Origin of the sequence: Trichodesmium erythraeum IMS101 (genome assembly GCF_000014265.1) — a bacterium.
Classification (GTDB): Bacteria; Cyanobacteriota; Cyanobacteriia; order Cyanobacteriales; family Microcoleaceae; genus Trichodesmium; species Trichodesmium erythraeum.
The window spans coordinates 5,023,238-5,047,733 of record NC_008312.1 but is presented as its reverse complement, the minus strand read 5'-3'; the positions used below and the strand labels follow the sequence as shown (position 1 = coordinate 5,047,733).

Below are 24,496 nucleotides of genomic sequence, written 5' to 3'. Positions count from 1 at the left end.
ATTCCCTCAAAGCATTCAATAACAAAAAAGTCAACTCTTCTAAAGACAACTAGAACATTGGTTCAATAATGGCCAATAGTTATGAGTGCAGGGAACTAAACTGGACATTGGAGAAATTTTCAATCATTTGTCGTTTTATCGTCTCTTGGCCTTCTTGGCTACCTTTCTCCAAGGTACCTTCCCGCCAAGGTAAATATACAGGTGAAAGTTTTATTAGTAACTCCTAACCATCTTGATCTATATTTTCTCTGAATTGAATTGTGATGTGCCAACTTCCTAGAAGCTAGGTTAAATTTTCTCGGAGTGTGTGATGGGTAATTAATTAATTGGAATAGGGGCCGTGTTTTGAAATTCTGGCAAAAAATAAATAAGGCTTGCTGAAAAAGTCTTTTTTAGGAGTAGAGAACCTACCACTAATATCTCCCAGGATGAGAAGTAGAGAAGTTGCATAACAAAAATGCGAACCTCCCTACAACCGAAAACTAGACACTTTTTTCGAGTTTAAAAATTCTAAAACCTTCATGTCTCAATACTTTTTGGTTTAAGAAGCAAACCCTAAATACCTGTGGGTCATTTACCCTCTGGATCTGGTTCGGCGCCAAAGTCGTTTATTAATTTGGCAGAACAGGAAAGACATAAAATCCACAGTAACAGTCATTCTGTTTCAGAATAGGAAGTATTTTCTCTTCTAGTTTTACGTTTTTGCTGATTAATAACAAAGTTGAGTTTTGCTTGGCAGTTTAGTATTTCTAGTCCTTGTGGTTGATTGCGAAAAGAATTAATATTTGCCTAGTATTTAGAAATAATTACTTGCCAAATCTCTCAAACAATTCCTCACGAGAAGCAGTTAATAATAAAGGAGTTAACTCCTCTGGAGATAATTGCAACATTGGTTCAATAATGGCCAAAAGTTCTGGTTCAAAGGAACCAAACCGGACATTGAAGAAATTTTCAATCATTTGTCGTTTTATCGTCTGTTGGCCTTCTTGACGGCCTTCTTGGCGACCTTCTTGGCGACCTTCTTGGCGGCCTTCTTGGCGACCTTCTTGGCGACCTTCTTGGCGGCCTTGCTCCAAGGTATCTTCGCGCCAACGTAAATATACAGGTGAAAGTTTCATTAGTAACTCCTGGTCATCTTTATCTATATTTTCTCTGAATTGAATTGTGACGTGCCAACTTGCTAGAAGTTCAGTTAGATTTTCTCGGAGTGGGTTGCCTCTTGGTAGAGCTTCTAACTCTGAAATAGCTTGCTCTTGTGTTTGGCTTTTTCCCAAAACCCTCAACCAAAGAGTATCCTGATTGATAGGTAGTTGATTAATTGCAATAATGGCCGTGTTTTGAAATTCTGGCAAAAAATAAACACCTTGAGGCCATTTACCCTCTAGGTCTGGTTGGGCACCAAAGCCGTCTATTAATTTGGCAGAACAGGAGGGACATAAAATCCACAGTAATGGCCACTCTGTTTCAGAATAGGAAGTATTTTCTCTTCTAGATTTACGTTTTTGCTGATTAATAACAAAGTTGAGTTTTGCTTGGCAGTCTAGTATTTCTAGTCGTTGTGGTTGATTGCGAAATGGTTCATATATAGAAGCAGTTGCTGCCATTTGGCCTAATAACCCTAAAATTTTAGGGTCGTTTGGCGGTGGAATGACAGGGATAAAATATACATCTATTTCCCGGACTTCGCTGGCAACATCCCGACTGGTTTCAACTTTACCTAATAAAGTTAGCAACTCTTCTAAATATTGTTTGGCAAATTGGTCGTGAGGAGTTCGTGTCATATCTTGTCCGGTTGAATATTTATACTTTGAAAGCTCCTGGCAGAAAGCAGAAGGGAAAAAGCTTGTTATTACTAATTACCTGGATATAATACCATGAATATTTTCTAATAATTTCAGGTTTTTATACTGCTTGTAATTATGTTATAAATCAATATTTTTTGATAATATTTGATTGTTAATTAAGAGTATAATTCAGGATATATAGCAATTCGATTTAAACAGTGAAATAAATGGGCGAATATAAAGTATGAGGTAGGAAGCGAAAGGAACAGGAGCTATATTTTGAGAAAGCTAGTGGTTTTATATGCAAGATTTAGAATTACTATAAAATGATTTGTAGTAGTTAATAGGAAAATCTCATATAGTGACTTTAAATTAAAAAAAAGTCAAGTCTGAGTTTAAGTTTAAAATTGTATACACAGAATACTTATTTTCTCAAGTTAAACCTGTAGAGATTAGTAGTTTCTGAGTTAAGATATTAAAAACAATGTATCTATTGCTATAGCGATCGCTATAGAAAAAGTAAATTTGAAGCTAATAATTATTAATATCTTACTGGAGATTAAGAAACAACTTCAAATAATTTTTTTCTAGGGTATAGATTTTGCAGTTGATAAGGAGAAAGAATTGAATAGAGTTTGTAATTTTATTATTAGTAAATCTCCTGAACAACTTTATTTAGATACTCCTGTAGTTGTTATTGTAAAAACTAAAAATGAAAAGATATTTGGTGTTTTAAGAGAATGTTTTTGTAGAAATGGTGGCTGCTAAAAAATATATATAATCAACAAGATAATAAAAATATTCCTTTTCTTTATGGCGCGGCTACCACTGCTCTAGGCTGGATTTTTTATTGGAAAATAATTTAGTATTTATTGATATAAAAAATTATGATACTAAAGATTATAGAAAGATTGTATAAGTTTTTGTGGAAATGATTAAATAAATTTAATCTTTGTCATTTTATTTTAGAAAAAAAAGGATAATTATAGTCACTATGTTTGGTTATAAAAACCCTAGTTTTAGAGAAAATAAGTAATAGATATTGTTAATAAAAAAATATAAGCTTTGTGGAAAAAAATATGCATGTAAAATAATTGTTTAGTTCTCGAAACTAAAATGTTAAACAATGTTTTAATGAAAAAAATCATAGTGCATAATTTTATTGTTTTAGATGATTTATATAGAAAAAAAGCAAGTCTACAAGCTCTTATTCAATGGATAGTTGAAGGAAAAATTTGCGTTGGTAAATTCTAGTATTATATTTCCAAAAAACTCTTATAAGTGCACTTTAATGCAATTTCCTGAATGTCAATCAACTAAAGTTAACAAAAAGAGATAAAAGAAAATAAAACACAATTATATCTGTGTTAATTATCAAAGACAGTTTTTAAAATGTTATCAAATACAAAAAATTTCCATACGATGAGCTAAAAAATAAATACCTAACTATGTACATTAAAGTATGGCTTTGAAAGCAATTGGAAAAGTTAAAAGCATAAGTCATATGACAACTATCATTTGATTAAACAAGTAAGTAAGAGAATTATTGCCTAGCGCTTATGAACTGGAAACAATTCCCAAAGACAGAGAATTAGATGAACTGGAAACCTTGGGTCAAAAAAAACAAAATTTACCTCTCGACAGCGCTAGATACTTTATCGACCAAGCATTTTAGGATGGGTACTCAGGCTCAGACAACATAATGCCGAAACCTTTCAACCATTGTGTGAAATTGTAGCCTTCTGGAAATACTACCTTTACATCACTAATGGCTCGAAAGTTTATCCCAAATTTATTCTTGACAGCAACCAATTGTCAGCAAAACCTACATGACCAGAGTTGAGGGAGAAAATACCAAGCTCCATCATTATCTTGCTTGCCTCAAACGAAAAACCCTTTGTTACTCTAAGTTGGAAATTATGCTGGGATATTCAGTGAAATTATTAATTCACCCTTCTTAAATTCAGAGATATTCCCATACCATTAACTCAAAAACTTCTAACTACTTAGCGATCACATTCTTTCATCATCATACCTACATCTACCAACTCCAAGCATATTATTCCTAGAGAAAAAATTATGAAATATTCTTACTTTTGACTTTTAATTTTATCTAAATGTTGGCAGAAGACCCGCGCTCTTCCATAGGGGAGCGTCGGGATGAATGCTAATAAATCTTGCAGTTTTACAAATAATCTGTTAAAGTATGAATGTTGAAAAGTAGGCAGTAAATGGTTGAAAAAGCATACAAATTTAGATTTTACCCAACTCCTCAACAGGAAAGTCCGCTGAGGAGAACATTGGGTTGCGTACGTTTAGTCTACAACTTTGCCTTAGCCGTCAGGACTCAAGCCTGGTATAAACACCAGGAACGAGTAGGTTACAAACAAACCTCAGCTATGCTGACGAACTGGAAAAAACAGGAAGATTTAGATTTTCTGAGTCAAAGTAGTGTACCACTCCAGCAAGGCTTAAAACATTTACAAACTGCTTTCACCAACTTTTTTAGCGGGCGGACTAAATATCCTAACTTCAAAAAAAAGCGCAACGGTGGTAGTGCTGAGTTTACTAAGGCAGCCTTCTAGTGGAAAGATGGCCAAGTCTATTTAGCTAAGTGTTTAGAACCCTTATCTATTAGATCGATCAGGCAATTACCACCAGGTTGTATGCCTAGTAAAATCACTGTCAAACTTGATCCTAGTGGTAGATGGTCTATATCTTTGAGAATTAATGACACCAGAGATTTGAGACTCAATCCGACTAAGAAACAAGTAGGCATTTACTTGGGCATGATCAGCTTACTGACTACCAGCGATAGAGAAGAAGTGCCCAATCAAAATAATCTTCAAAAGTTGCACAAAAGACTGAGGTTCGCTCAGAAGTCTCTGAGCAGAAAAGCCAAAGGGTCTAATAATTGTCAGAAAACTCGACTTAAAGTAGCTAGGATACATGCCTTGATTAAAGATTCAAGACTAGACTACACCCATAAGCTAACTACTCAACTAATAAGAGAAAACCAAACAATAGTAATTGAGGATTTAGCTACAAGTAACATGGTCAAGAATCACTTGTTAGCAATAGCTATCAGTTCATGCTAACTGGGGAGAAATAGCCAAGCAATTACAGTACAAAGCTGAGTGGTATGGACTGGAATTAATTAAAATTGATAGATATTTTCCCAGTTCTAAGGGTTGTTCTAATTGTAGTTATGTAGTAGAGAAATTACCTCTAAATATTAGAGATTGGGATTTCCCTGAATGTGGTAGCCACCATGATCGGGACATAAACGCAAGCATAAACATTTTGGCTGCGGGACTAGCAGTGTCAGTCTGTGGAGCGACCGTAAAACCGGAAGAGAATAAATCTCGGAAGGCAGGTGCTATGAAGCAGAAACTCCCTAACAGTAATGCTAGGGAATCCCGCGCTGTCTCAAGTATAGCAGCGTCGGGAGGATGTCAAGAATAGGACATGATATTATCCTAGACGGCTAAATAATAGAAAAATAAATGACAGCAGTAAACACCCAAAAATTAGATGTATATGGTGTCGGTAACGCCCTAGTTGACATCCTCGCACTTGTAGAAGAAGACTTTATCACCAAATTTTCCCTCCAAAAAAGTGGCATGACTCTTATGGATGCTCAAAAACAAGGAGGAATTTTGGCAGGACTAAAAGATATATCTTTAAAAAAGCGTTCCGGAGGTTCAGCAGCAAATTCCATGATAGCCCTCGCTCAGAGTGGAGGAACAGGTATTTTTGTGGCAAAAGTTGCCAGTGATCCTAACGGAGAACTATACCGCCAAGATATGCTCAACTTTAAAATGGATTTTAATGTACCTCCTGCACCTACAGCAGATAACCCCACTGGTACTTGTGTTGTACTGACAACCCCCGATGCTGAACGTACCATGTGTACAAATTTGGGAGTATCTGTAAATCTTAGTGTTAGTGATATTGATGTAGAACAAATTAAGCGTTGCAAATATAGTTATGTAGAAGGTTATTTGTGGACTGGAGACAGTACAAAAGAAGCTTGTAAGCAAGCTATGCAATATTCTAAGGATGAAAAAGTAAAAGTTTGTTTTACCTTCTCAGATCAGTTCCTAGTAGATATGTTCGCTGATGAGTTCCGTTCATTACTTTTAGATTATTGTGATGTATTATTCTGTAATGCTGATGAAGCCCGTAGTTTTTGCAAAAAAGACTCTTTAGATGACTCTGCAAAAAGTATAGGAGAGTTGGTAGAAACAGCTTTTATTACCAATGGCAAGGAAGGTTGTTTAGTTGTTAAGGATAAACAAATTACTTCCGTACCTGGGTTTAATGCAACGGCGATCGATACTGTTGGTGCAGGAGATGCTTTTGCTGGAGGTGTGTTATATGGTCTTACTCATGGTTATGAACCTACTCAAGCTGCACGTTGGGGAAATTATCTAGCTTCTAACGTTGTACAAATTCAAGGTCCACGTTTAGAAGGGTCTTGGGCCGATAAAGTTCAACAAATAATTAATGCCTAATTTCTCATTCACTTTTTGATATAGTCACCGACGGTCGACGGTCGACAATTAAACAGACACGGAGCAGTTATAGTCATTCTGGTGATTAATTGAGACAAGTTTTTTCTAGCTTTAAAGGGTTTTAGCTGAAAAAGTATCTTATTCTTATTCGGAATGACTATATCAGTCTCTCTGTAAAAAGCAAGCAAATAGCAATAATTTGTTAATCTGCCTTCAGTTTTTTGAACAGCTTAGGTTGTTTAATTAATAGATGGAAATCTTACATTATAATCTCTGATTTGATGTCGCTAGGATATCAAAGTAAATAATAAATAAGGTTTTAGCTTCCCCTTTTAAAGAAATAGTCAAGAAAATTATGTATTTCAGGTCTCCAACTTCAAGGGGAGGTAAGGAATTTCACAGTTTCTCTCACTCGGAAGCTCAGACCAACAAGTCTAGGTATAAAAAAGCTAACCCCCTATTTAGCAACGCTATTACTTGATAAAAATACCCTCTGAGATCAAATACGGTTGAATACTTATTGTATAATTCGGGGAGATGGGGTTCCCGGGAAAGTGGGGAGATAGAATATTGAAGTAATAAGTAATTATAGAATTATAAATATATATTATATAACTGGATTCTATATTACACTTGGGAAATTTGGTGTAAGTAATAACTGATACCTGAAATAATAGCCGATAGGGACTTGATAACCAAGCCCCATAGACGCGCAATTATATTAAATCCAGTAGTATTGGTATCAATAAAATATAGAAGCCTGTCTTGTATTATAGCAGTTGCCGTTACTAGCACAGACATTCTTACCTATCTCACATTTAGTCTGTGCTGTGAACTAAATTTCTGACTTTAGCTATAGGTTTCTTAGCATACTAACGTATGTCTCCTATCAACCTGGTTTCTTAATAATACTCTACTCCCAAACAGATTTAATATTATTTATTAAGTATCTCCGCGATCGCTTATGGAGAAAAAGCTCAGGTGGTAAATCTCAGATTTATAGGGATGATATTGAACTTCCCTAAGAAGAGTTTTACCATTCCAAGAAATCTCAGGAACTTTAAGATCAATAACAGTCTTATTCGTAGAAGCATTTTTTAACAACTGCTGCGCTTCCTTAATATCAATTGTTAATGAAACTGATTCTGTAAGCTGATGACCATACAATACTGCAGGAATTAATCCTTCCCTTCGTAAAGCTTTAGTTTTGCTTCCTAATGGTCTTTTTTGACATTCTACTGTAACTTCCATCTTGACTTTTTTTCTCTTAATTTGCTTACTTATTATACCAAAATTTTAGATATAGATATTGTTTAGCAAAAGGAAGTCATGTTTTCATTCAAAAAGAGTACTTTTCAGATTGATGATACCATATATAAAAAATGAATATTACAAATCAGTTACTGAAAATCCTTGTTAGATATAGATTTTTCCTTGTATCAATGAAAGTAAAAACCACTATAAATTCCTTAGACATAACTGTTACAACCAAAATTTTTAAGGGACATTATATGTGATCTACTATGAAAAAAATAGGTAGTCTTCCTCCCCTAATGGTGGATAGGAACAAAATACCTAACAGAAGAACAAGATACTCCCACTGTTTTCCTAACCAAAATAACTGCAATACACCACCAGCTAAAAATCAAGGTTGAGCATTTAAGAAAGGCTGTAAATACCATTAAGAATATAACAGGCCTCGCTTTGGTCCATGAATTGGGTCTTCCACCACAATAGTTTGGTGACGACTAGCTCCAAGAGATACTATAGCAATAGGTACATTCATCAGCTCTGCCAAAAAACGCAAATAATCTAAAGCTTGCTTTGGTAAATCTTCCAAATTTCTACAATCAACAGTTGATTCCTTCCAACCAGGCAATGTTTTATAAATAGGCTTGCATTTAGATAATTGTATAGCACTACCTGGAAAATCTTCACAACGCTTACCTTCCATATCATAAGCTACACAAACCTTAATCTCTTCTAAACCATCCAGCACATCCAATTTAGTAATCGCCATACAATCCATACCATTAATTCTAACTGCATAACGTCCAATCACTGCATCAAACCATCCACAACGACGTTTACGACCAGTAGTTGTCCCAAATTCTGCTCCGCGATCGCAAAGTAAGTCTCCAATCTCATCTTTAGCCTCTGTAGGAAACGGCCCTTCCCCCACTCTAGTAGTATAAGCCTTTGCTACCCCAATTACTCGGTCAATCATTGTCGGTCCCACACCAGTACCCACACAAGCACCTCCTGCCACTGGATTTGACGAAGTCACATATGGATAAGTACCGTGGTCTAAATCCAATAGGGTCCCTTGGGCCCCCTCAAAGAGAATATTGCGTTTAAGTTGAATCGCATTGTAGATCTTTAAAGACGCATCTATAACGTGAGGTCTTAAGCGGTCAGCAAAATTCAAATATTCATTTACCACCTCTTCTGGATTTAAGGGTGATAGATCATAAAGCTTTTCTAAAATTACATTTTTATAATTAACCGTCCAATTTATCTGCTCTTTCAATCTATCTGGATTCACCAAATCAATCATCCGAATTCCTGTCCGCTCCGACTTATCAGCATAAGTTGGACCAATACCCCTACCTGTAGTCCCAATTTTTTTACTTCCCCGACGTTTTTCCGATGCCTTGTCTATCATTCGATGATAAGGCATTGTTACATGAGCAGCCCCAGAAATCATCAAATTAGCTGTAGAGATACCTAAAGCCTCTACTTGATCTAGTTCCTCAATTATAACCTTGGGGTCTATTACTGTTCCCGAGCCTATGATACAGTCAGTATCAGGATAAAGGATACCCGAAGGAATTAAGTGTAGTTTAAATATTTTGCCTTCTACAACCACTGTATGGCCAGCATTTACGCCCCCCTGGTAGCGCACAACTACATCTGCTGATTTGCTTAGTAAATCAGTAATTTTTCCTTTTCCTTCATCGCCCCACTGGGCGCCTATTACAATTACGTTTGCCAAGGGTCTCCTCTACGGATAGTTAACACTATTTATAATCTTTGCATTAACTAAAAATTATGTCAATAAATTTTTATTAATTTTTGTTAAAATAATCCTAGATTTAGAAAAGTCAAACTGTTTTTTTTAAACTCTATGGTGCTTTATAGCTAGGTAGAAAAACATGACAAGTTTGGGTTAAGTGAAGGAATATATTTCAAAATTAAGAGTAAGAATGGAGATATTGGATATTTTGGAGGATTTTTCAATCTTTTTTCCTGTATTGCTTCTGCCCATGGATGACTCGGTACTTGAAAATTTAATTAAAAGACTTGATCAAGGTAAAGCTAATAAATAGACAGAGCAGAAAAGCAGAGTTTTTTATTCAAAAAAAAATTTTTTTTTCTAGTAGCAAAAATTATCTCCTGTCTTCTTTCTTCTATCTTCTGTCCCCAAAAAATATTATCCTCTTCGCTTAATTTGAACCTTTAGTGTATGAATATATAGAATCACTAAGCTTATATGTCTTAAGCATTCAGAGATCAGCATTCAGCTATGAATTATTAACTCATTATATTGGAAGGAGGAATTATTCTCAAAGCAGAATTAATACAGTTATCTTTGCACAGCATGACCTTTGATCTACATTCCGTATATTAGGAATGTTAAGAAATGAATTGATTATCAGGTAACCTTAGTAGTTTATAAGTAGTTCAGAAGTAGTTTATAAGTAGTTTATAAGTAGTTTATAAGTAATTTATAAGTAGTTTATAAACTCAAAACCTGAGACCTGGCTGCTGATAGCGGAATGCTTACTATATGATATGTCTATAATCTTTTTGTTAGATAAATAAATACTAAGGATAAATTAATAAATTTCTATGGCTTTACACGCAGAATTACATAGACATTTAGGAGGCTCTGTAGTTCCTAGAGTTTTATGGAGATATTTCCAACGTCAAAATCAAGAACTAGCAAATCGTTTTCCTGAATATGAACAATTTGAAGAATTTTATACTCAACCACGGAAAACATTAGATGAATATTTAGAGCTACATACTTTAGTAGAAAATGTTCAAACTCTTGAGACATTACCATACTTTATTTATCGCTTAATTCGCGGTGCTTATACATTTGAAAATCTAGCTTATTTAGAGCTACGTTATACACCTTATTTAAGAACTCCAAATAATTTACCACAGTCTCAACGTATAGATTTAATGTCAGAAATAGTTACAGTTGTAGGGAAAGCAACTCAACAAAATGAGTATCCAATTATTACTAGTCAAATTTTATGTATGCATACTCGTTTGCCTAATGAAGTAAATCAAGCAATTGTTGATTTAGCAGTGAAAAATCCAGAATATGTTTGTGCTATAGATGTAGCAGGAGGAGATAATAACTACAAAGAAAATATAGATGAATTTATTAAACTGTATAGATATGCTCGTGAACAGGGAGTAAAAACTACCGGACATCTTTATGAAACTTCTAATGGTTGTCATCCAGAATTACTACCTTATTTAATGCGAATTGGTCATGGAGTTCAAATCCCTTTAAAATATCCAAATTTATTAAAGGAAATAGCAAACAGAGGGCAATGTTTAGAAGTTTGTCCAACTACATATTTCAAAACAGGTACTATGGATAATATTAGTCAATTGAAAACAGTATTTGACAAATGTTTTGATGCTGGGGTAGATATTGCTATTTGTACAGATAATGCTGGTTTACATAATGTACGTTTGCCATTTGAATATGAGAATTTATTAACATTTGATGTAATTAATTTTGAACAATTGCAAGCTTGTCAAAAAGCAGCTTTTCGTCATGCTTTTGCTTGGCCTTATGGTCAACGACCAGAAGAAATATTAACAGGCTTATTACAGCCAGAGCCTTTAGTTGCAGGCGTTATAAGTGCGAATTAGTATTTAAATTTAAAAGTCAACCATCTCCCCTTATTTATCCAAGGGGGGAAGTTGAGCAAAGAAAGGCTATACTCAAGTCAGGCAGGAGGCAGGAGAGATGGAGCCTGACGCGAAATATATTAGCCTTCTGACAATCTTAGGGAGCACACAGTAACTCCAATTCAGTATCTCCGGTTTAGGAAGCTCCTGGAGTTCACTTTCTACATAAGTGATTCTACCTCCAATAATTTTTGATCCCAAATTTCCTTGATTAACTACGATATAATAAAGATTACAAAAATAAAATAATAGATTGATATCCTTCTGGACTGTTAGGCATCGGGGGGGTTAATTCTATAGAGCAAAACCTCCGATGTAGGTTGATGTTTTGCAGGGGCAAAGCTTTATCCTCTCTCAGTTTCACTGTTGTACTTAATTTTTCTTTGATAATTGATGCCCCCAATGCCATCCTAAAATATCAGGCTGGCGCCCCTCTTTCTGCTGAGAATAAATTTCCATATTCCTCTTCACATTCCGACCAAGGAATTCAACTTGCCATTGTTATCCAGCAATTGTTTGGGAATAGTTGACAATTTGATGGCTATTCAAAATTTTCAGGTATCGCTCTAGATTGGCCCATTTTTTTGTACATTGTTGCTGCAAATATATCTTTGATTTTTGGTGTATTTTAGCTAACTTTAGGATATTATTTCTGGTTGAAGCTGCCTTAAATTCTTACGGTGTAAGTTTTTAATTTTTTTCAACACATCCTAAGTATTCAACCGGACATGATATAAGCTATTAGACCAGAATTTCATCCTTGGCGATTTTTTTTTTCGTTGGTCAAGAAATAAATTTTGTAGGCTGAGAGCAGAATTCATCTTTAGATGGCTGAAGGTAGTTTGTTTATTATGGCTAATTCATGAAATTTGAGATGAGAAACGCTACATGGTGTAGGATAATTTTTTGGGTAATTAAATTAATGATCCAAGCATGATTAAATGTCAAACCAATTAATAGCATTCTCAAGAGCAACTCTAATTGAAGACTGGGGCAAACCCAATTTTTTTATTGCCTTAGAAGCATCATAATACATCTTTTTTTGAGACATCCGCACGCCATCTAAGGGAATAGAAGGTTGTTTTCCCAAAGGTGCAAGAATTTTTTCATCAACCCACGCGATAGTTAAAGGTAACCATATAGGAATAGTTTGTCTTGGAGCAGGTAAACCTGTAACTTCCTGCAATAAATCAAGTAATTCCTTCAGAGTCAAATTCTGATTACCTAAAATATAGCGATCGCCACTTTTCCCTCTTTCCAAAGCTAATAAATGTCCCCATGCCACGTCTCGAACATCTATAATATTTAAACCAGTATCCACATAAACAGGCATTTGCCGACGTAAAAAGCGAACAATAATATCACCCGTCGGAGTTGGTTTAATATCCCAAGCACCAACAGGAGCTGTAGGATTAACAATTACCACATCTTGACCAAGAGTAACTGCTCTCATCGCCTCTTGTTCTGCCAAAAACTTAGACTTTTTATAATCTCCCACCAACTTCTTTAGTGGAGACTGATAAGTTTCATCAACGACTGTACTAGAAACTCCCACACCAATAGCAGCAACAGAACTTGTATAAACTGTCCGCTCAATTTTTGCCCGTCGTGCTGCGGCCAAAACATTGCGTGTACCCAAAACATTATTTTTATAAAGTAACTCTTTATCTTTTTGCCACAAAGAATAATGAGCAGCTACATGGAATAAAACCTGACATCCCTCTATCAACTCAAACAAGTAGGAGTCATTTAAGTCTCCCACTACAACTTCTATATCTAAACCCTGAAGATTATCAAGACGACTTGTAGGGCGAACTAGCGATCGCACAGCATAACCCTGCTGTAATAACAACCGCACTAAATTCGCCCCAATAAAACCACTGGCACCAGTAACAAAAGCTTTCATTATAAAATACAAAAAGGAGGACAGAAACCTGATTTCTGATAATACCTAATCAGGTTTATATAGGAGGCTGATTAAAAGGTTAAGACACTTATGCTCTATAGCAAGATACACAAAAGTTATATTATTTATCAAAAAAATTTATATAGCAGTCGCCACAACTATTAGAACACTTTCTTGTTGCCAGTTGCCTTTTTCCTGTTACCTTTAAATCAAAATACGATGTCCTAACTGATATGTCCGTTGCTATACATTTCCGACTCTAGCAGGAGACCCATCTCTCACCCTCTCAGGATAATCTATCCCTAACCCCGACCTTGGAGGAAAAATAGGTGAGTAGGGGAAACCACTACTAATAATTAAAGGAAAATATAACTATTAGGAGTATTTATAAATATATTGACTGTTGCAACTAGAAATCAGTCTGGGTCTCTAGGTTTGGTGTGTGTCAATCAAAAACCTACAGGATCAACAATGCCACTACTGCAAGAACTTCCACTTGTCGGTATCAAAACATCCCTTAATTTTTCCCCTACTAGAGGTCTTCGCATTTTAATTTGCAGTTCACTTATTAACCCACCGTTACATTTAATCTTGACACTTTGACCTGCCCCTTTTCCAAAAGAATTGTCAAAAGCTGTTTCAATTTGAGACTGAGTAATTCTTTTACCAATATTTTCTGTGAACAAGTCTTGTACTTCCGAAGCATTAACTTCATTCAATAAATCTATAGAAACATCGTAGTAAGTATCCTCATCTCGACCATCGCAAGTACCATGTTTAGTCCATTCGTGGCGATGTAAATAAGACTGCACACCAGGCATCACTATTGCTAATTCAGAGGTAGTCTCTTGATCCAAATTTAGACGTGGTAAATCATCCCACTCTCTCTGCTTATCATTGTTTATATCTTGATTAGACACTCCACAATAGGTAAGTTTGTCAGGCCACAAACCATGTAAAGTAAAGTTATTTGCATCGTAACGATCTGTCGTTTGGGAAATACATTCAGGGATGTATTGCCTTGTCTGACAAAAACTGGGTTGCCAGCTAATAGCAAGTACATACTTCCTTGCACAACCTTGAGCAGGGCAATTTGCTATAGTCTTGTTTTTTTCTGTTAGGCTTCTTTTTTCATAGCTACTTTCACTTTTATAGCTACTTTTACTTTCATAGGCTCTTTGCCCACTAGGATTAAATTCACCAAACTTTCTACTTTCATAATAGGCTCTTTGCCCACTAGGATTAAATTCACCACAGTTTTTGTTGATCCATTTATTTTGTTTACCTACTTTTATAGAAAAATAATCTCCAGATTTTTTATTTTGTCCTAATACTTGGTACACTTTTCCTGGCTCAAGAGTGACAGGTTCGCTTTTCTTTTTGATACTTGTGTAAGCTTGACAACTATTCACTATAAATTCTCCATCAACTTTGTAGACGGCGAAAGCTGAATTTTGTCCAACTAGGAAAAAATATAATAAAAATATGATGATTAATCTCACGATATTTCCTTTTTTATTGCTATTGTACAACTACTTGGAGAGTTATAGTATAAGTGAGAAGTCATAAGTAGGCGCTTAAGTATATACTTTCTTGCTGTGACTTGAGGTCATCAAGCTACAAAAAAGTTTAATAAATTGAGTACTTAAACAAAAAATGAAGTTATACAGTATTGGTGGATTTTAAAGCTTTTACTCCTACTACATATAGTGTTTTCCGTAGTTGGTGAGGTTTAGTAACAGCAATTAGTAAGCTAGTTTTTTAAATGGAGTTTTTGGGAAGTAATATCAAATCCGGTTAATTGCACATAATATAATATATAGAATATAAATATATATTAAATTTCTAAGATAATTCAACTAAAACCACTGTAAAAAGTTTGTTAAATCTTAGTTTCTGAAGAGGTCTCTTATTAGAGTTGTTGGGAATTAAGGAAAAAAAATAGCTAAAATCCTTGTCGGTTTAGGTTTAAGTGTGTTTTTTTTAGATATAGTAAAATCATCAAAAGCTTATAGAAAGCTTTTGGGAATTTTAATTTTTTCCTAGACTAAACAACTCTATTATATAAAACTGGATTCTATATTAGAGTTGCCTCAGAAGTTTCAAATAGTTAAGAGAAGCCAAAGTATTCGCACAAATAACTCCAGAAGCAGCAACTGCCGGTACACCAATACCAGGCATTGTACTATCTCCCACCCGATACAAACCAGGGATAGGAGTTTGAGGTCCAGGGAAACTACCCTTGCCAGCAACAATAGCAGGTCCATAAGTACCCTGATAACGACGCAAAAAGCGAGCATGAGTCAGGGGAGTACCAATTAACTCCAGAGTTATACGTTGGCGAATATCAGGAATTATTCTTTCCAAAGCTAAAAACAAAGATTCTGCTTTTTCCCGTTTCCGTTGGGAATAAGATTCATCTTTTTGCCAACCAGAAAAAGATTCCAAAGTATAAGCATGGATAACATGATGACCAGAAGGAGCTAAAGTAGGATCCCAAACCGAAGGAATAGAAATCATGCAAGTATTGCCAGGAACAGAAATATCAATATCTCCATTGAGAACAACCACATGATGTCCAGTCAAACCTTCTAAACCATCAGAACGAATACCTAAGTGTAAGTGCATAAAACTTTCTACCGCAGGAGTCCCCAAAGCTTCTTTATGTAAAGAAGTGGGTAAATCTTCAGGTCTTAATAACTGAGTATAGGTGTCCCAAATAGTAGCATTAGAAATAACAATAGGAGCTTTGATAACCTCATCTCCTCTCAAGCGAACCCCCACAACTTGACCAGACTCTATTAAGATTTGTTCTACATGAGCATTCAAACGTAATTGACCACCCCAACGCTCCAAACCTCTAACTAAGGCATTAACTATTGCACTACTACCACCAATAGGATATTCAATCACGGAGTTAGAACGTTCTCCGAACATAAATGCTACTTCTGGGGCAACAGTACCATTAGCCTTCAACCCAGACAATAGAAAACATTCCAAGTCTATTAAACGACGCACCCAAGGGTCTTTTACCCACTTATCCATGATTTGTCCAACAGAACCTCCTACCTCTCCCAGGGAAGGCAACATTTTTAGTAGGGATAATCCATATTTTCCTAATAAAATCGGTATTAACCAAAAATCAGCCCTTAAAACTATAGGGGGAATTCCTTTAAGACCAGCATACAGTTGTAAAAGATTATCTTGAAAAAGTTTTAATTCTTTAGCACCTTGAGTGGTGAACTTAGCAACTGCTTCTAAATAAGATGTCCCACCAGCATAGACAGGCAAACTGCCTTCTGGAAAATGGTAATGTCCAAGAGGATCATAGACACATGTTTCAATTGATTCGCCCAAAATGTTGAAAACTTTTTGTAAAGGATTAAGACTATTAGGGTCAGCTAACCCACAATAAAAAGATGGGCCCGAATCAAAATGAAAACCTTGACGAGAGAAAGAGTGAGCGGCTCCCCCAGGAATACTATGGCTTTCACAAATTACTACCTTTTTGTCATAGTAGGCGAGCATTGCTCCAGCAACGAGGCCTCCAATACCACTACCAATTACAATCACATCTTTTGTTCTTACCATATCAAAGCGTTTTTGACAAGATTATTTACAGTTATTACAGTTATTATTGTGAAGTTAATGAATTTTGACTTTGGCAAAGCGACTTACTAAGCATTGAGTAGTCACAGATCAGCTATTGCTTTTGATCTTAAAATATGTATTCATTTAAACCTCTGTCCTTAAGGGCAGCGGGATGGTTAATAGCTGAATGCTATCTAAATAATTATATCATTATATAATAGCCTTATTCTGTTTTATAATCAGAAGCAAATCAAAGATAGCAATTACAGTAATATTTTTGGATAAAACTGATAATTATCAGCAAATTTATTGAAGATTTCAAGAATTATAAAAATTAGTAAAATATTTGAACGATTCTTCAGGAATAAAAAATTATGGCAACTATGGAATCATTTTCACTCATAGATACAATAGTTAAAGAATTAGAAAAAGATGTAGATTTAATGAGGATAAAGAAAGTAATTTATTGGGCTTGTGACAACGTATGGGAGGATAATGAAACCAAGTTAGAAAGAGTTAATATGAAGAAGTTAATAGAAAAGTTATACAATCAAATAGAAAATATAGATTCATTAAATGCTCGATTGTGTGAGATAGTTTCTAAAGTTAATAAAAAAACAGAATATAGTTTGTTAGCACAAAAAATTATTAACAGTATAGGTAAATTATATCCTCAAGAAGAAGAGACGACTGTTATGGAATATATTCCTAACAGGAGTCTTACTGTTTTAGATGACCAAATCGTTTTAACAAATAAATTAGTAGTAGAAGAATCATACCCAAGAGATCCTGGAGAATTATTTGATGTGCGAGAAAAAATTATGCAGGGTACTAATCCATTAAAGGCAAAAATTCTGATTTTTTCGGCTGTACAACATCAATTTGATTTTGGTAATAAGGATTGGTTATTGTTGAGAACAAAAAACTTAGATAGTTTACTTAGACAAATATTTAATTTATGCTTATCTATAACAGATTTAGAGTCTTCTTTATATGCTACTGCTAATAATTTTGAAGACCCAGATGAATATACCCAAGTAGCCGATATAGTTATTAAGGCTTTAAACCTTTGCTATTCAGATGAAATTATAGTTCCTCAAAGTCAAGCAGAAGCTGAAAAATTTGAAACATCAATATTAGATACAAAAAAAATTAATATGGAGGATAATAGTTATTTTGATAAAGACGATATGACTCTGCTAAATCTAACAAATTTGCCAGCTATAAACTCTACAGATAAAATTAGCTTTACCCCAGAAGAATATTCTATAATTTACTCTGAAAAAACTAATGCCTACAAAGATAAAATTATTGATGAAACCACAAATAAAGCAGAGGAAAAAACTCTTGAAAACTCTTTAATTTATAATCAAAAAATAGTTCCTATTTCCCAAGAACAAAAACCTGCTATAGGAGGAAACAATATCTTAGATTCTATCAAACAAAAACTCAGGATAGAAGATAAAATATCTACTATTGTCAATAAAAAAGTAGATGTTGTAATGGATGCTATAGAAGCGGAATTTATTTCCTTAGAAAAAACTTTAAATCATTTTTTACAAGGTGAAACAGAAAAAAAACGTTTATTATTAAAATATACAGCCTTAGGGAATTTGATTAGTAATATACAGGAAAAATATACAAAATATCAAGAAATTCTCAAGGAATTGGAAAAAGAAGAAAGGAAAAAACTTAATCTCAATAATTCAGCTAATACTATTAGTCAAAAATCATATAAACAAACAAAAATTTATGATGAAAATCAACAAAAAATTATTGAATTAGCAACTCAAGGAAATCCTAAGGCAATGGCTATGATAATTAATCAATTACTTGAGCAAAAAGGTATCACAGCCATAGCTGGTAGGAAAAATGATTATATACATATTGTTTTAGAATCAGAACAGGTTCCTAATCCAGAAATTGTCACTCCACTAGTAGAGCAAAAAATTGCTAGTTTACAATCAAAATATCTCAAAAATGTCAAAATTCATGGGAGACAATTAGGAAATAAATCAGTTATATGGACAAAAACAATTTCATTGTAAATTTTTCTGTTTTAGGAAATAGGTATGGATTAAGATAACTCGAGAAGGTTAATCCTGCAAAAATTGTATTTCCTTTATATTAACTTGTTATACCAATTAATTAGATGTGTATATAAGCTAAATTATTAGCCTTCTTTTGAGGTCAAATAATTAGGATAAGCTGAAAAAACTGAAAATATTTACTTAAATATTACTAAGGGCTTTTTGTGTGGAAAGAATATATAATTTCTTGGCTTTACATAGCTCAAAAGCCTCAATTTTTAGCTATTAAGGGCATAAAAATTTAAATTACTACAGACCACATCTTCTGTAATTACCATCGATCCTTGGCTGTTTGTTTCAATATTTTATACCTCTTTTGCTTCCTATCCTCACTCATAAAATATATTCAGCAAGTCTTATATGATATTTCTCACAAAACTTTTCTATGTTTTTTTGAGTAAGAAAGCAGAGGAGTAGGGCAGTGGATTTAGGGATATTCCGGGTAAATGATGTACAGAGTAAATAATGAAAATTATGTAGTGTGGGAATCTTATTCGCGTAGCTGTACTTTATAATGATAGAAAGCTCTGTAATAATCATTAATATTAATTTAGCTGAAGAGAACAAAAAAGTTATTCTATTCTCTTTATAAAAATTATTTAATAACTAAAGTTTGACCTAAGCTAAGTATTAATAAATAGGAATTGGTTTAATGAGAATAGGTAAATAATTTTGCATATGCACTTAATTGCTTAATAACTGAAGTCTGACCTAAGCAGAGCATTAATACATAAACTTATAGTTGGGTTTAGGTTAGAAGAGAAAATCAGAAAAATAAATATGCTGTAGTAACTTGAGAAACTCTATAATTAATAATTGAAAATCTGATAACTATTAGCAATGAAAGGAAAGATAATCGACATTTCTACATGATTAAACTCAGTCATAAATTATTTTTGACTTTTGCATTTTGCACTTTTGTCTAGCTTATAGCCCTATACTTTTTTAAATAAAGGAAAATTATTATAATGAATAGTAGTGAAATTCTCAGGAAATATGCAGCAGGAAAAACCGATTTTCAAGGAATTAATCTCAAAGGTATCCAATTAAATAAAGCGGACTTAATAGGTATAAATTTTTCCCAGGCCGATCTTCAGGGAGCAGAACTAGTGCTAGCATTTCTAAATCGAGTTAATTTACAATGCGCTAATTTAATTACAGCTAAACTTAGTGGTGCATATCTGACTCAAGCAAATTTACAGGGTGTTAAGATGGCTGATGTTGATCTTCATGGGGCAAACTTACAGAATGCAGACTTGCGAAAGGCTAATCTAGAGTTAGCAAACTTGATGGATGCTAATTTGAGTGGGGCAGATATGCGAGCAATTAATCTACAAGGTGCTGACTTGCGGGGTGCTTATATGCGTGGGGCAAGTTTCCGCTATCAAAAACGGGTTTATGAAATAGCTAATCTTCGCGGGGTAAATATGCAGGGAGCTGATATGCGTGGTGTTGATTTGACTGGAGCTGATTTAACTAAAGCTGATTTGAGAGGGGCAAATTTAAGTGAGGTTGTACTTAGAGGCGCTAAGTTAACTAAAGCAAATATGCGTGAAGTAGTTCTAGATAATGCATCATTAACAGAAGCTAATTTGGTAGAAGTTAATTTATCTGGGGCTAGTTTAATTAGTGCTAAATTTGAAAGAGCTGAATTAATGGATACATGCTTGAATGAGGCTAACTTAACTGGTGCAAGTATGGTAGATGCAAAATTGGGTAAAGCTCAGTTAGTAGGGACTAACCTAACTAAAGTGAATTTAGTCAGAGCTGATCTGAGTCGAGCTAACTTAAGTGAAGCAAATCTTACTAAAGCGGACTTAACTGATGCTTATCTAGCAAAAGCAAATTTATCTAATTCTAACCTTCATGGGTCTATTTTAACTAGGGTTGAATTAAGTACAGCTAATTTAAGTGGTACTCAAATGTAAGGTGCTTTTATGCTTAATAGAAATCTTCATAAATAAGATGATCAGGACTTAGGCACATACTGATAGAGACAATTGATGCATTCCTTCTACTAGACCGACATAGCTAAAATGATGTGTAGGGAGTTGGGGGGTTAGGTTGTTTACCCACATTTAAAAATAGTGTTGAATAATATTTAACGTCTTAATATAAAGGCTGGCAAGTATTAGCAGCGATCGCTTCAATTTACTACAGACAGAACCTCAATTTTGACAATAGGCTTTGGATACTCTTTAAAACATTGAGTTTGAGAAATACTATTCAAAGCATTAGCAGCGATCGCTTTTAATTTATTAGATGCAGAGTTCTAAATAGTGTTAAAAAAGATTACTGCTCAAAAAATTAAGTATAAGAGGGGTTTCTTGCAAATATTAGCAGCCATCGACTCTACTTTACCAGAGACAGAACCTGATTATTACAACTTCGTTATATTGGTGTCATTATTTTAGAAGCAGGAATAGTTAAAGCAAATATTAAAACAAATATTAAAACAAATATTAAAACAAACATTAAAACAAATATTAAAACAAATGATTTAACCTTATTCCTCAAGTCTTACGGCAATAGATACTTAAAAACGTCTGGTTAATTATGGGTTTTGTTGTTCTAAGTTTAATAGCGATCGCTATACCTATTATCTACAATATCTTGATATTGAGCCTATTGAAGCGGAAATTGCGGGGTTAATAGTTTTCCTAGTTCTAGCCATCAGTATTGCTTAAAATTTATTTTGCTCTGGGGAAAAATGCTATGAAAAAGCTATTTAAGTCTTGTTAAAATATGGTAAAAAAGCTGAGTAAGCTCATAAAAAATGTCAAAAAGCATTAGAAGCAAAAATAAAAAAAAATCAAGAATATTTTAATTCTTGTAAGCCAGCTCTTGAGAAAAAAAAACATTAATTGAATCTATTAATTTTTTTGAAAAAGAAACATCGAAACTAAATTTAGGTATAAAAGAAGCCAATAAATCATTAGCCTAAAAGTATTGTTCCTTAAATAATTTTTTTAAATCTTATCTTGAAGAAAAAAATTATGAAAAACATCTATTACTATGCTTTAAATAAAACTATCTTGCTCTGTATACTCAGCTTAATGGAACAGAATTCACGAAATATTTAATTTGATCCGTTTATTCTCCTTCGTGGGATAAATTAGGTATTTTAAAGACTCATAAGCTTTTATAGAAAAATATTTTTAATCTACTCAAACTGAATTTTACAGCGTTTTTTTTATGGCTAAACTACGGTAGGAAAAGTCCTTATAAAGGTTATGTTTTTACTTTATATAAACTAATATGATGACTCAAACAAGCACCTTTAGGGTTGTCAAAGAACTCAGATGATATGGAGTTTAGGAAATTAAATGTATGCAGATAATAAAATTCTCGCTCCTTACTTTAGTCTCAAAGAAGCTAGATATTGTCTTAACTCTCCCTTGCTTTGCCATAACTTATGGTTTCCCTACCCAAAATATTTTGTGAGTTATTCAAACTATAGCGTTATATCAATAATGTGTTAGAGATTATTCTGTTACCTCTTACTTTGAGTTAAACTTTTGACTTTTGACTTTTGACAATAATAAAATTATTGGGAGATAAAATTTTTTGTTATACAATACTTACGCAAACTTCTAGATAATAGGCTGTCTGTAGGGGTTAACTGTAATTATTACAAAACAAAAGCAGGAACTGTGTTTGGTTGCAAAGCACAGCTCAAGTTAACTATTTTTGCAGTTCTCATTAAACGAACAGAATATTAATTGTACAAACTATGACAACAAATTTACCCCAAGTCAATAAATCTGCAGTACAAGCAGGTGGCCAACTTAGTTTCTTTGAAAAATATTTGACTTTCTGGGTAGCATTGTGCATTGTAGCAGGTATATTCTTAGGAAAAACATTTCCTGGTGTTGCCAGAATGTTAGATGCTATGAGCATTTATCAGGTATCTATCCCTATTGCTATTTGTCTATTTTTTATGATGTATCCTATCATGGTCAAAATAGACTTTACCCAAGCTAAAAATGCTGCCCGTGCTCCTAAGCCTGTAATTTTAACTTTAGTAGTAAATTGGGTAGTCAAACCTTTTACAATGGTAGCATTTGCCCAAATTTTTCTTGGTTGGTTATTCCGCTCATTCCTAACAGGTACAGAAATATTAAGGGGTACAGAAGTAGCTCTGGCAGACTCTTATATTGCCGGTGCAATATTACTTGGTATCGCACCTTGTACGGCTATGGTGTTAATGTGGGGTTATCTTTCCTATAGTAACCAGGGGCACACATTAGTAATGGTGGCAATTAATTCCTTGACAATGTTGTTTTTATATGCTCCTCTTGGGCGATGGTTATTGTCAGCAAATAATTTAACAGTACCTTGGGAAACTATTGTTTTATCAGTGCTAATTTATGTTGGTTTACCTTTGGCTTCAGGAATTTATAGTCGTTACTGGATTTTGAAATATAAAGGAAAAGCTTGGTTTGAAGGTCGGTTTATTAATTATTTAAGCCCTGTTTCTACTGGTGCGTTATTGATAACTTTAGTTTTATTGTTTGCTTTTAAGGGAGAATTAATTGTAGAAAATCCATTTCACATATTATTAATAGCAGTACCACTTTTTGTCCAGACTAATTTTATTTTCTTGATTAGTTATGTAGCAGCTTTGAAAATGAAGTTAGATTACGAAGATGCTGCACCTGCTGCTTTAATTGGAGCGAGTAATCATTTTGAAGTGGCGATCGCAACTGCAGTTACTCTATTTGGCTTAAATTCTGGAGCTGCATTAGCTACGGTAGTGGGAGTCTTAATAGAAGTGCCAGTAATGTTAATGTTGGTGGCAGTATGCCAACGTACAGCTTTTTGGTTTCCTCGCCAACCAGAAAAAGCAACTTTGTTAGACCCCCGTTGTTGTAAATTGGAGTAGTGCAAATATTTTCTCTGCCAGTCTTTCCTACAAGCCATTATAGTAGAGTGAACATCTTGCTTGGCCATTTTTTTGAATTTTCCAGATACTCATTGACTATTTGAGAGATCTTAATAGTGAATATCAAGAAAAGGAAAATTGAACAATGGAACAAGAAATAACTCAAACAATAAAAATCTTTTCCAAAAGGTTCTCGAACCCCTATAGTACCATTTCCAAATCAGTTTCGGTTGAATACTTAGACTTTCGAGGATCGGAGGCTGAGGCTCTCAGCAGGAGACAGAAGGATAGAATTGGCAATTACGGGAGAAATTTTTTTGATAACTAATTATCCGGACATGATGTAATATTATGTCCGGTTGAATATTTATACTTTTGGAGCTTTTGACATTTAAATGGAGACAAAAGGATAGAATTGGCAATTACGGAAGAAAGTTTTTGATAACTGATTTTTTGGAAACTATATATTAGTATAAAATTTGTGCTGGGCAATTCAAGGTAAACTAGCAAGATTCGGGAAAACAATAGTCGAAGAGTTGCCAGCACTACAAAAATTAGGTATTGGGGCAATAGTCTTAGTGATGGATGACCCTTCTAATTTGGAATTGTACAGGATTTATCAAAATAACACATTAGATTAATTCTGGCTGTTCCTATGATGATGCTATCAAGACTATATTAACAGCAAATCTAGAAAGTGCTTTGATGAACCATACTCTTAAGCGATCGCTATAGTAGTAGGTTATCTTCATAAATTTTAGTTATTACAACACCCTTAAAAGGGA

Annotated in this window: 16 protein-coding genes and 2 pseudogenes; 12 read left to right on the top strand and 6 right to left on the bottom strand. The window is 34.1% G+C overall.

Annotated elements, in window-relative coordinates:
- Positions 1-806: 806 nt before the first annotated feature.
- On the bottom strand, positions 807-1,781 hold the full coding sequence (locus TERY_RS15755) for a hypothetical protein (protein ID WP_011612744.1): 975 nt from the start codon (positions 1,779-1,781) through the stop codon (positions 807-809).
- A 627-nt stretch (positions 1,782-2,408) separates the two neighbouring features.
- Between TERY_RS15755 and TERY_RS35215 the strand changes: the two genes are divergently transcribed.
- The 7 genes and pseudogenes from TERY_RS35215 to TERY_RS15745 all read left to right on the top strand — a co-directional run bounded on the left by TERY_RS35215 (position 2,409) and on the right by TERY_RS15745 (position 6,301).
- On the top strand, positions 2,409-2,552 hold the full coding sequence (locus TERY_RS35215; RefSeq protein ID WP_196797081.1) for a hypothetical protein: 144 nt from the start codon (positions 2,409-2,411) through the stop codon (positions 2,550-2,552).
- A gap of 577 nt (positions 2,553-3,129) precedes the next feature.
- Positions 3,130-3,794: pseudogene (locus TERY_RS28335) on the top strand (IS1 family transposase).
- A gap of 221 nt (positions 3,795-4,015) precedes the next feature.
- Complete coding sequence (locus tag TERY_RS37160; RefSeq protein ID WP_011612743.1) at positions 4,016-4,369, top strand: helix-turn-helix domain-containing protein; 354 nt, start codon at positions 4,016-4,018, stop codon at positions 4,367-4,369.
- Between the two features lie 48 nt (positions 4,370-4,417).
- Entirely contained in the window at positions 4,418-4,882 is a 465-nt protein-coding gene (locus tag TERY_RS37155) for an RNA-guided endonuclease InsQ/TnpB family protein (protein WP_370497246.1), read from the top strand.
- A 10-nt stretch (positions 4,883-4,892) separates the two neighbouring features.
- Positions 4,893-5,033 (top strand): annotated as a pseudogene (locus TERY_RS37150) (zinc ribbon domain-containing protein); the annotation flags it as partial.
- Positions 5,034-5,087: 54 nt separating this feature from the next.
- Positions 5,088-5,249 (top strand): hypothetical protein, encoded by a 162-nt coding sequence (locus tag TERY_RS37145; RefSeq protein ID WP_370495614.1) that lies wholly within the window; start codon positions 5,088-5,090, stop codon positions 5,247-5,249.
- A 41-nt stretch (positions 5,250-5,290) separates the two neighbouring features.
- Positions 5,291-6,301, top strand: a complete 1,011-nt coding sequence (locus TERY_RS15745; RefSeq protein WP_011612741.1) for a PfkB family carbohydrate kinase — start codon at positions 5,291-5,293, stop codon at positions 6,299-6,301.
- 942 nt (positions 6,302-7,243) lie between these two features.
- On the opposite strand, the gene rplY is transcribed toward TERY_RS15745, so the two are convergent.
- Together rplY and TERY_RS15735 are read right to left on the bottom strand one after the other, a co-directional pair.
- Positions 7,244-7,552 (bottom strand): 50S ribosomal protein L25, encoded by a 309-nt coding sequence (gene rplY / locus TERY_RS15740; protein ID WP_011612740.1) that lies wholly within the window; start codon positions 7,550-7,552, stop codon positions 7,244-7,246.
- 430 nt (positions 7,553-7,982) lie between these two features.
- Complete coding sequence (locus TERY_RS15735) at positions 7,983-9,296, bottom strand: adenylosuccinate synthase (protein ID WP_011612739.1); 1,314 nt, start codon at positions 9,294-9,296, stop codon at positions 7,983-7,985.
- An 857-nt stretch (positions 9,297-10,153) separates the two neighbouring features.
- Between TERY_RS15735 and TERY_RS15730 the strand changes: the two genes are divergently transcribed.
- Complete coding sequence (locus TERY_RS15730; RefSeq protein WP_011612738.1) at positions 10,154-11,200, top strand: adenosine deaminase; 1,047 nt, start codon at positions 10,154-10,156, stop codon at positions 11,198-11,200.
- A gap of 976 nt (positions 11,201-12,176) precedes the next feature.
- Here TERY_RS15730 and hpnA read toward each other — a convergent pair.
- From hpnA to TERY_RS15715, 3 genes are all read right to left on the bottom strand, one after another.
- A complete protein-coding gene (gene hpnA / locus TERY_RS15725) occupies positions 12,177-13,145 on the bottom strand; it encodes a hopanoid-associated sugar epimerase (RefSeq protein ID WP_011612737.1) in 969 nt (322 codons plus the stop codon).
- A gap of 449 nt (positions 13,146-13,594) precedes the next feature.
- The gene (locus tag TERY_RS15720; RefSeq protein WP_196797080.1) at positions 13,595-14,557 is read right to left on the bottom strand and encodes a ribonuclease T2; all 963 of its coding nucleotides are present in this window, start codon (positions 14,555-14,557) and stop codon (positions 13,595-13,597) included.
- A gap of 670 nt (positions 14,558-15,227) precedes the next feature.
- Positions 15,228-16,736, bottom strand: coding sequence for an FAD-dependent oxidoreductase (locus tag TERY_RS15715; protein WP_011612735.1), 1,509 nt, complete (start codon positions 16,734-16,736; stop codon positions 15,228-15,230).
- 374 nt (positions 16,737-17,110) lie between these two features.
- On the opposite strand from TERY_RS15715, the gene TERY_RS15710 reads away from it, so the two are divergent.
- The 4 genes from TERY_RS15710 to TERY_RS35210 all read left to right on the top strand — a co-directional run bounded on the left by TERY_RS15710 (position 17,111) and on the right by TERY_RS35210 (position 24,352).
- Positions 17,111-18,784, top strand: coding sequence for a hypothetical protein (locus tag TERY_RS15710; RefSeq protein ID WP_011612734.1), 1,674 nt, complete (start codon positions 17,111-17,113; stop codon positions 18,782-18,784).
- A gap of 1,010 nt (positions 18,785-19,794) precedes the next feature.
- A complete protein-coding gene (locus tag TERY_RS15705; RefSeq protein WP_011612733.1) occupies positions 19,795-20,754 on the top strand; it encodes a pentapeptide repeat-containing protein in 960 nt (319 codons plus the stop codon).
- A 1,805-nt stretch (positions 20,755-22,559) separates the two neighbouring features.
- Entirely contained in the window at positions 22,560-23,711 is a 1,152-nt protein-coding gene (gene arsB, locus TERY_RS15700) for an ACR3 family arsenite efflux transporter (protein WP_011612732.1), read from the top strand.
- A 479-nt stretch (positions 23,712-24,190) separates the two neighbouring features.
- Positions 24,191-24,352 (top strand): hypothetical protein, encoded by a 162-nt coding sequence (locus TERY_RS35210; protein ID WP_196797079.1) that lies wholly within the window; start codon positions 24,191-24,193, stop codon positions 24,350-24,352.
- The last annotated feature ends 144 nt before the right edge of the window (positions 24,353-24,496 follow it).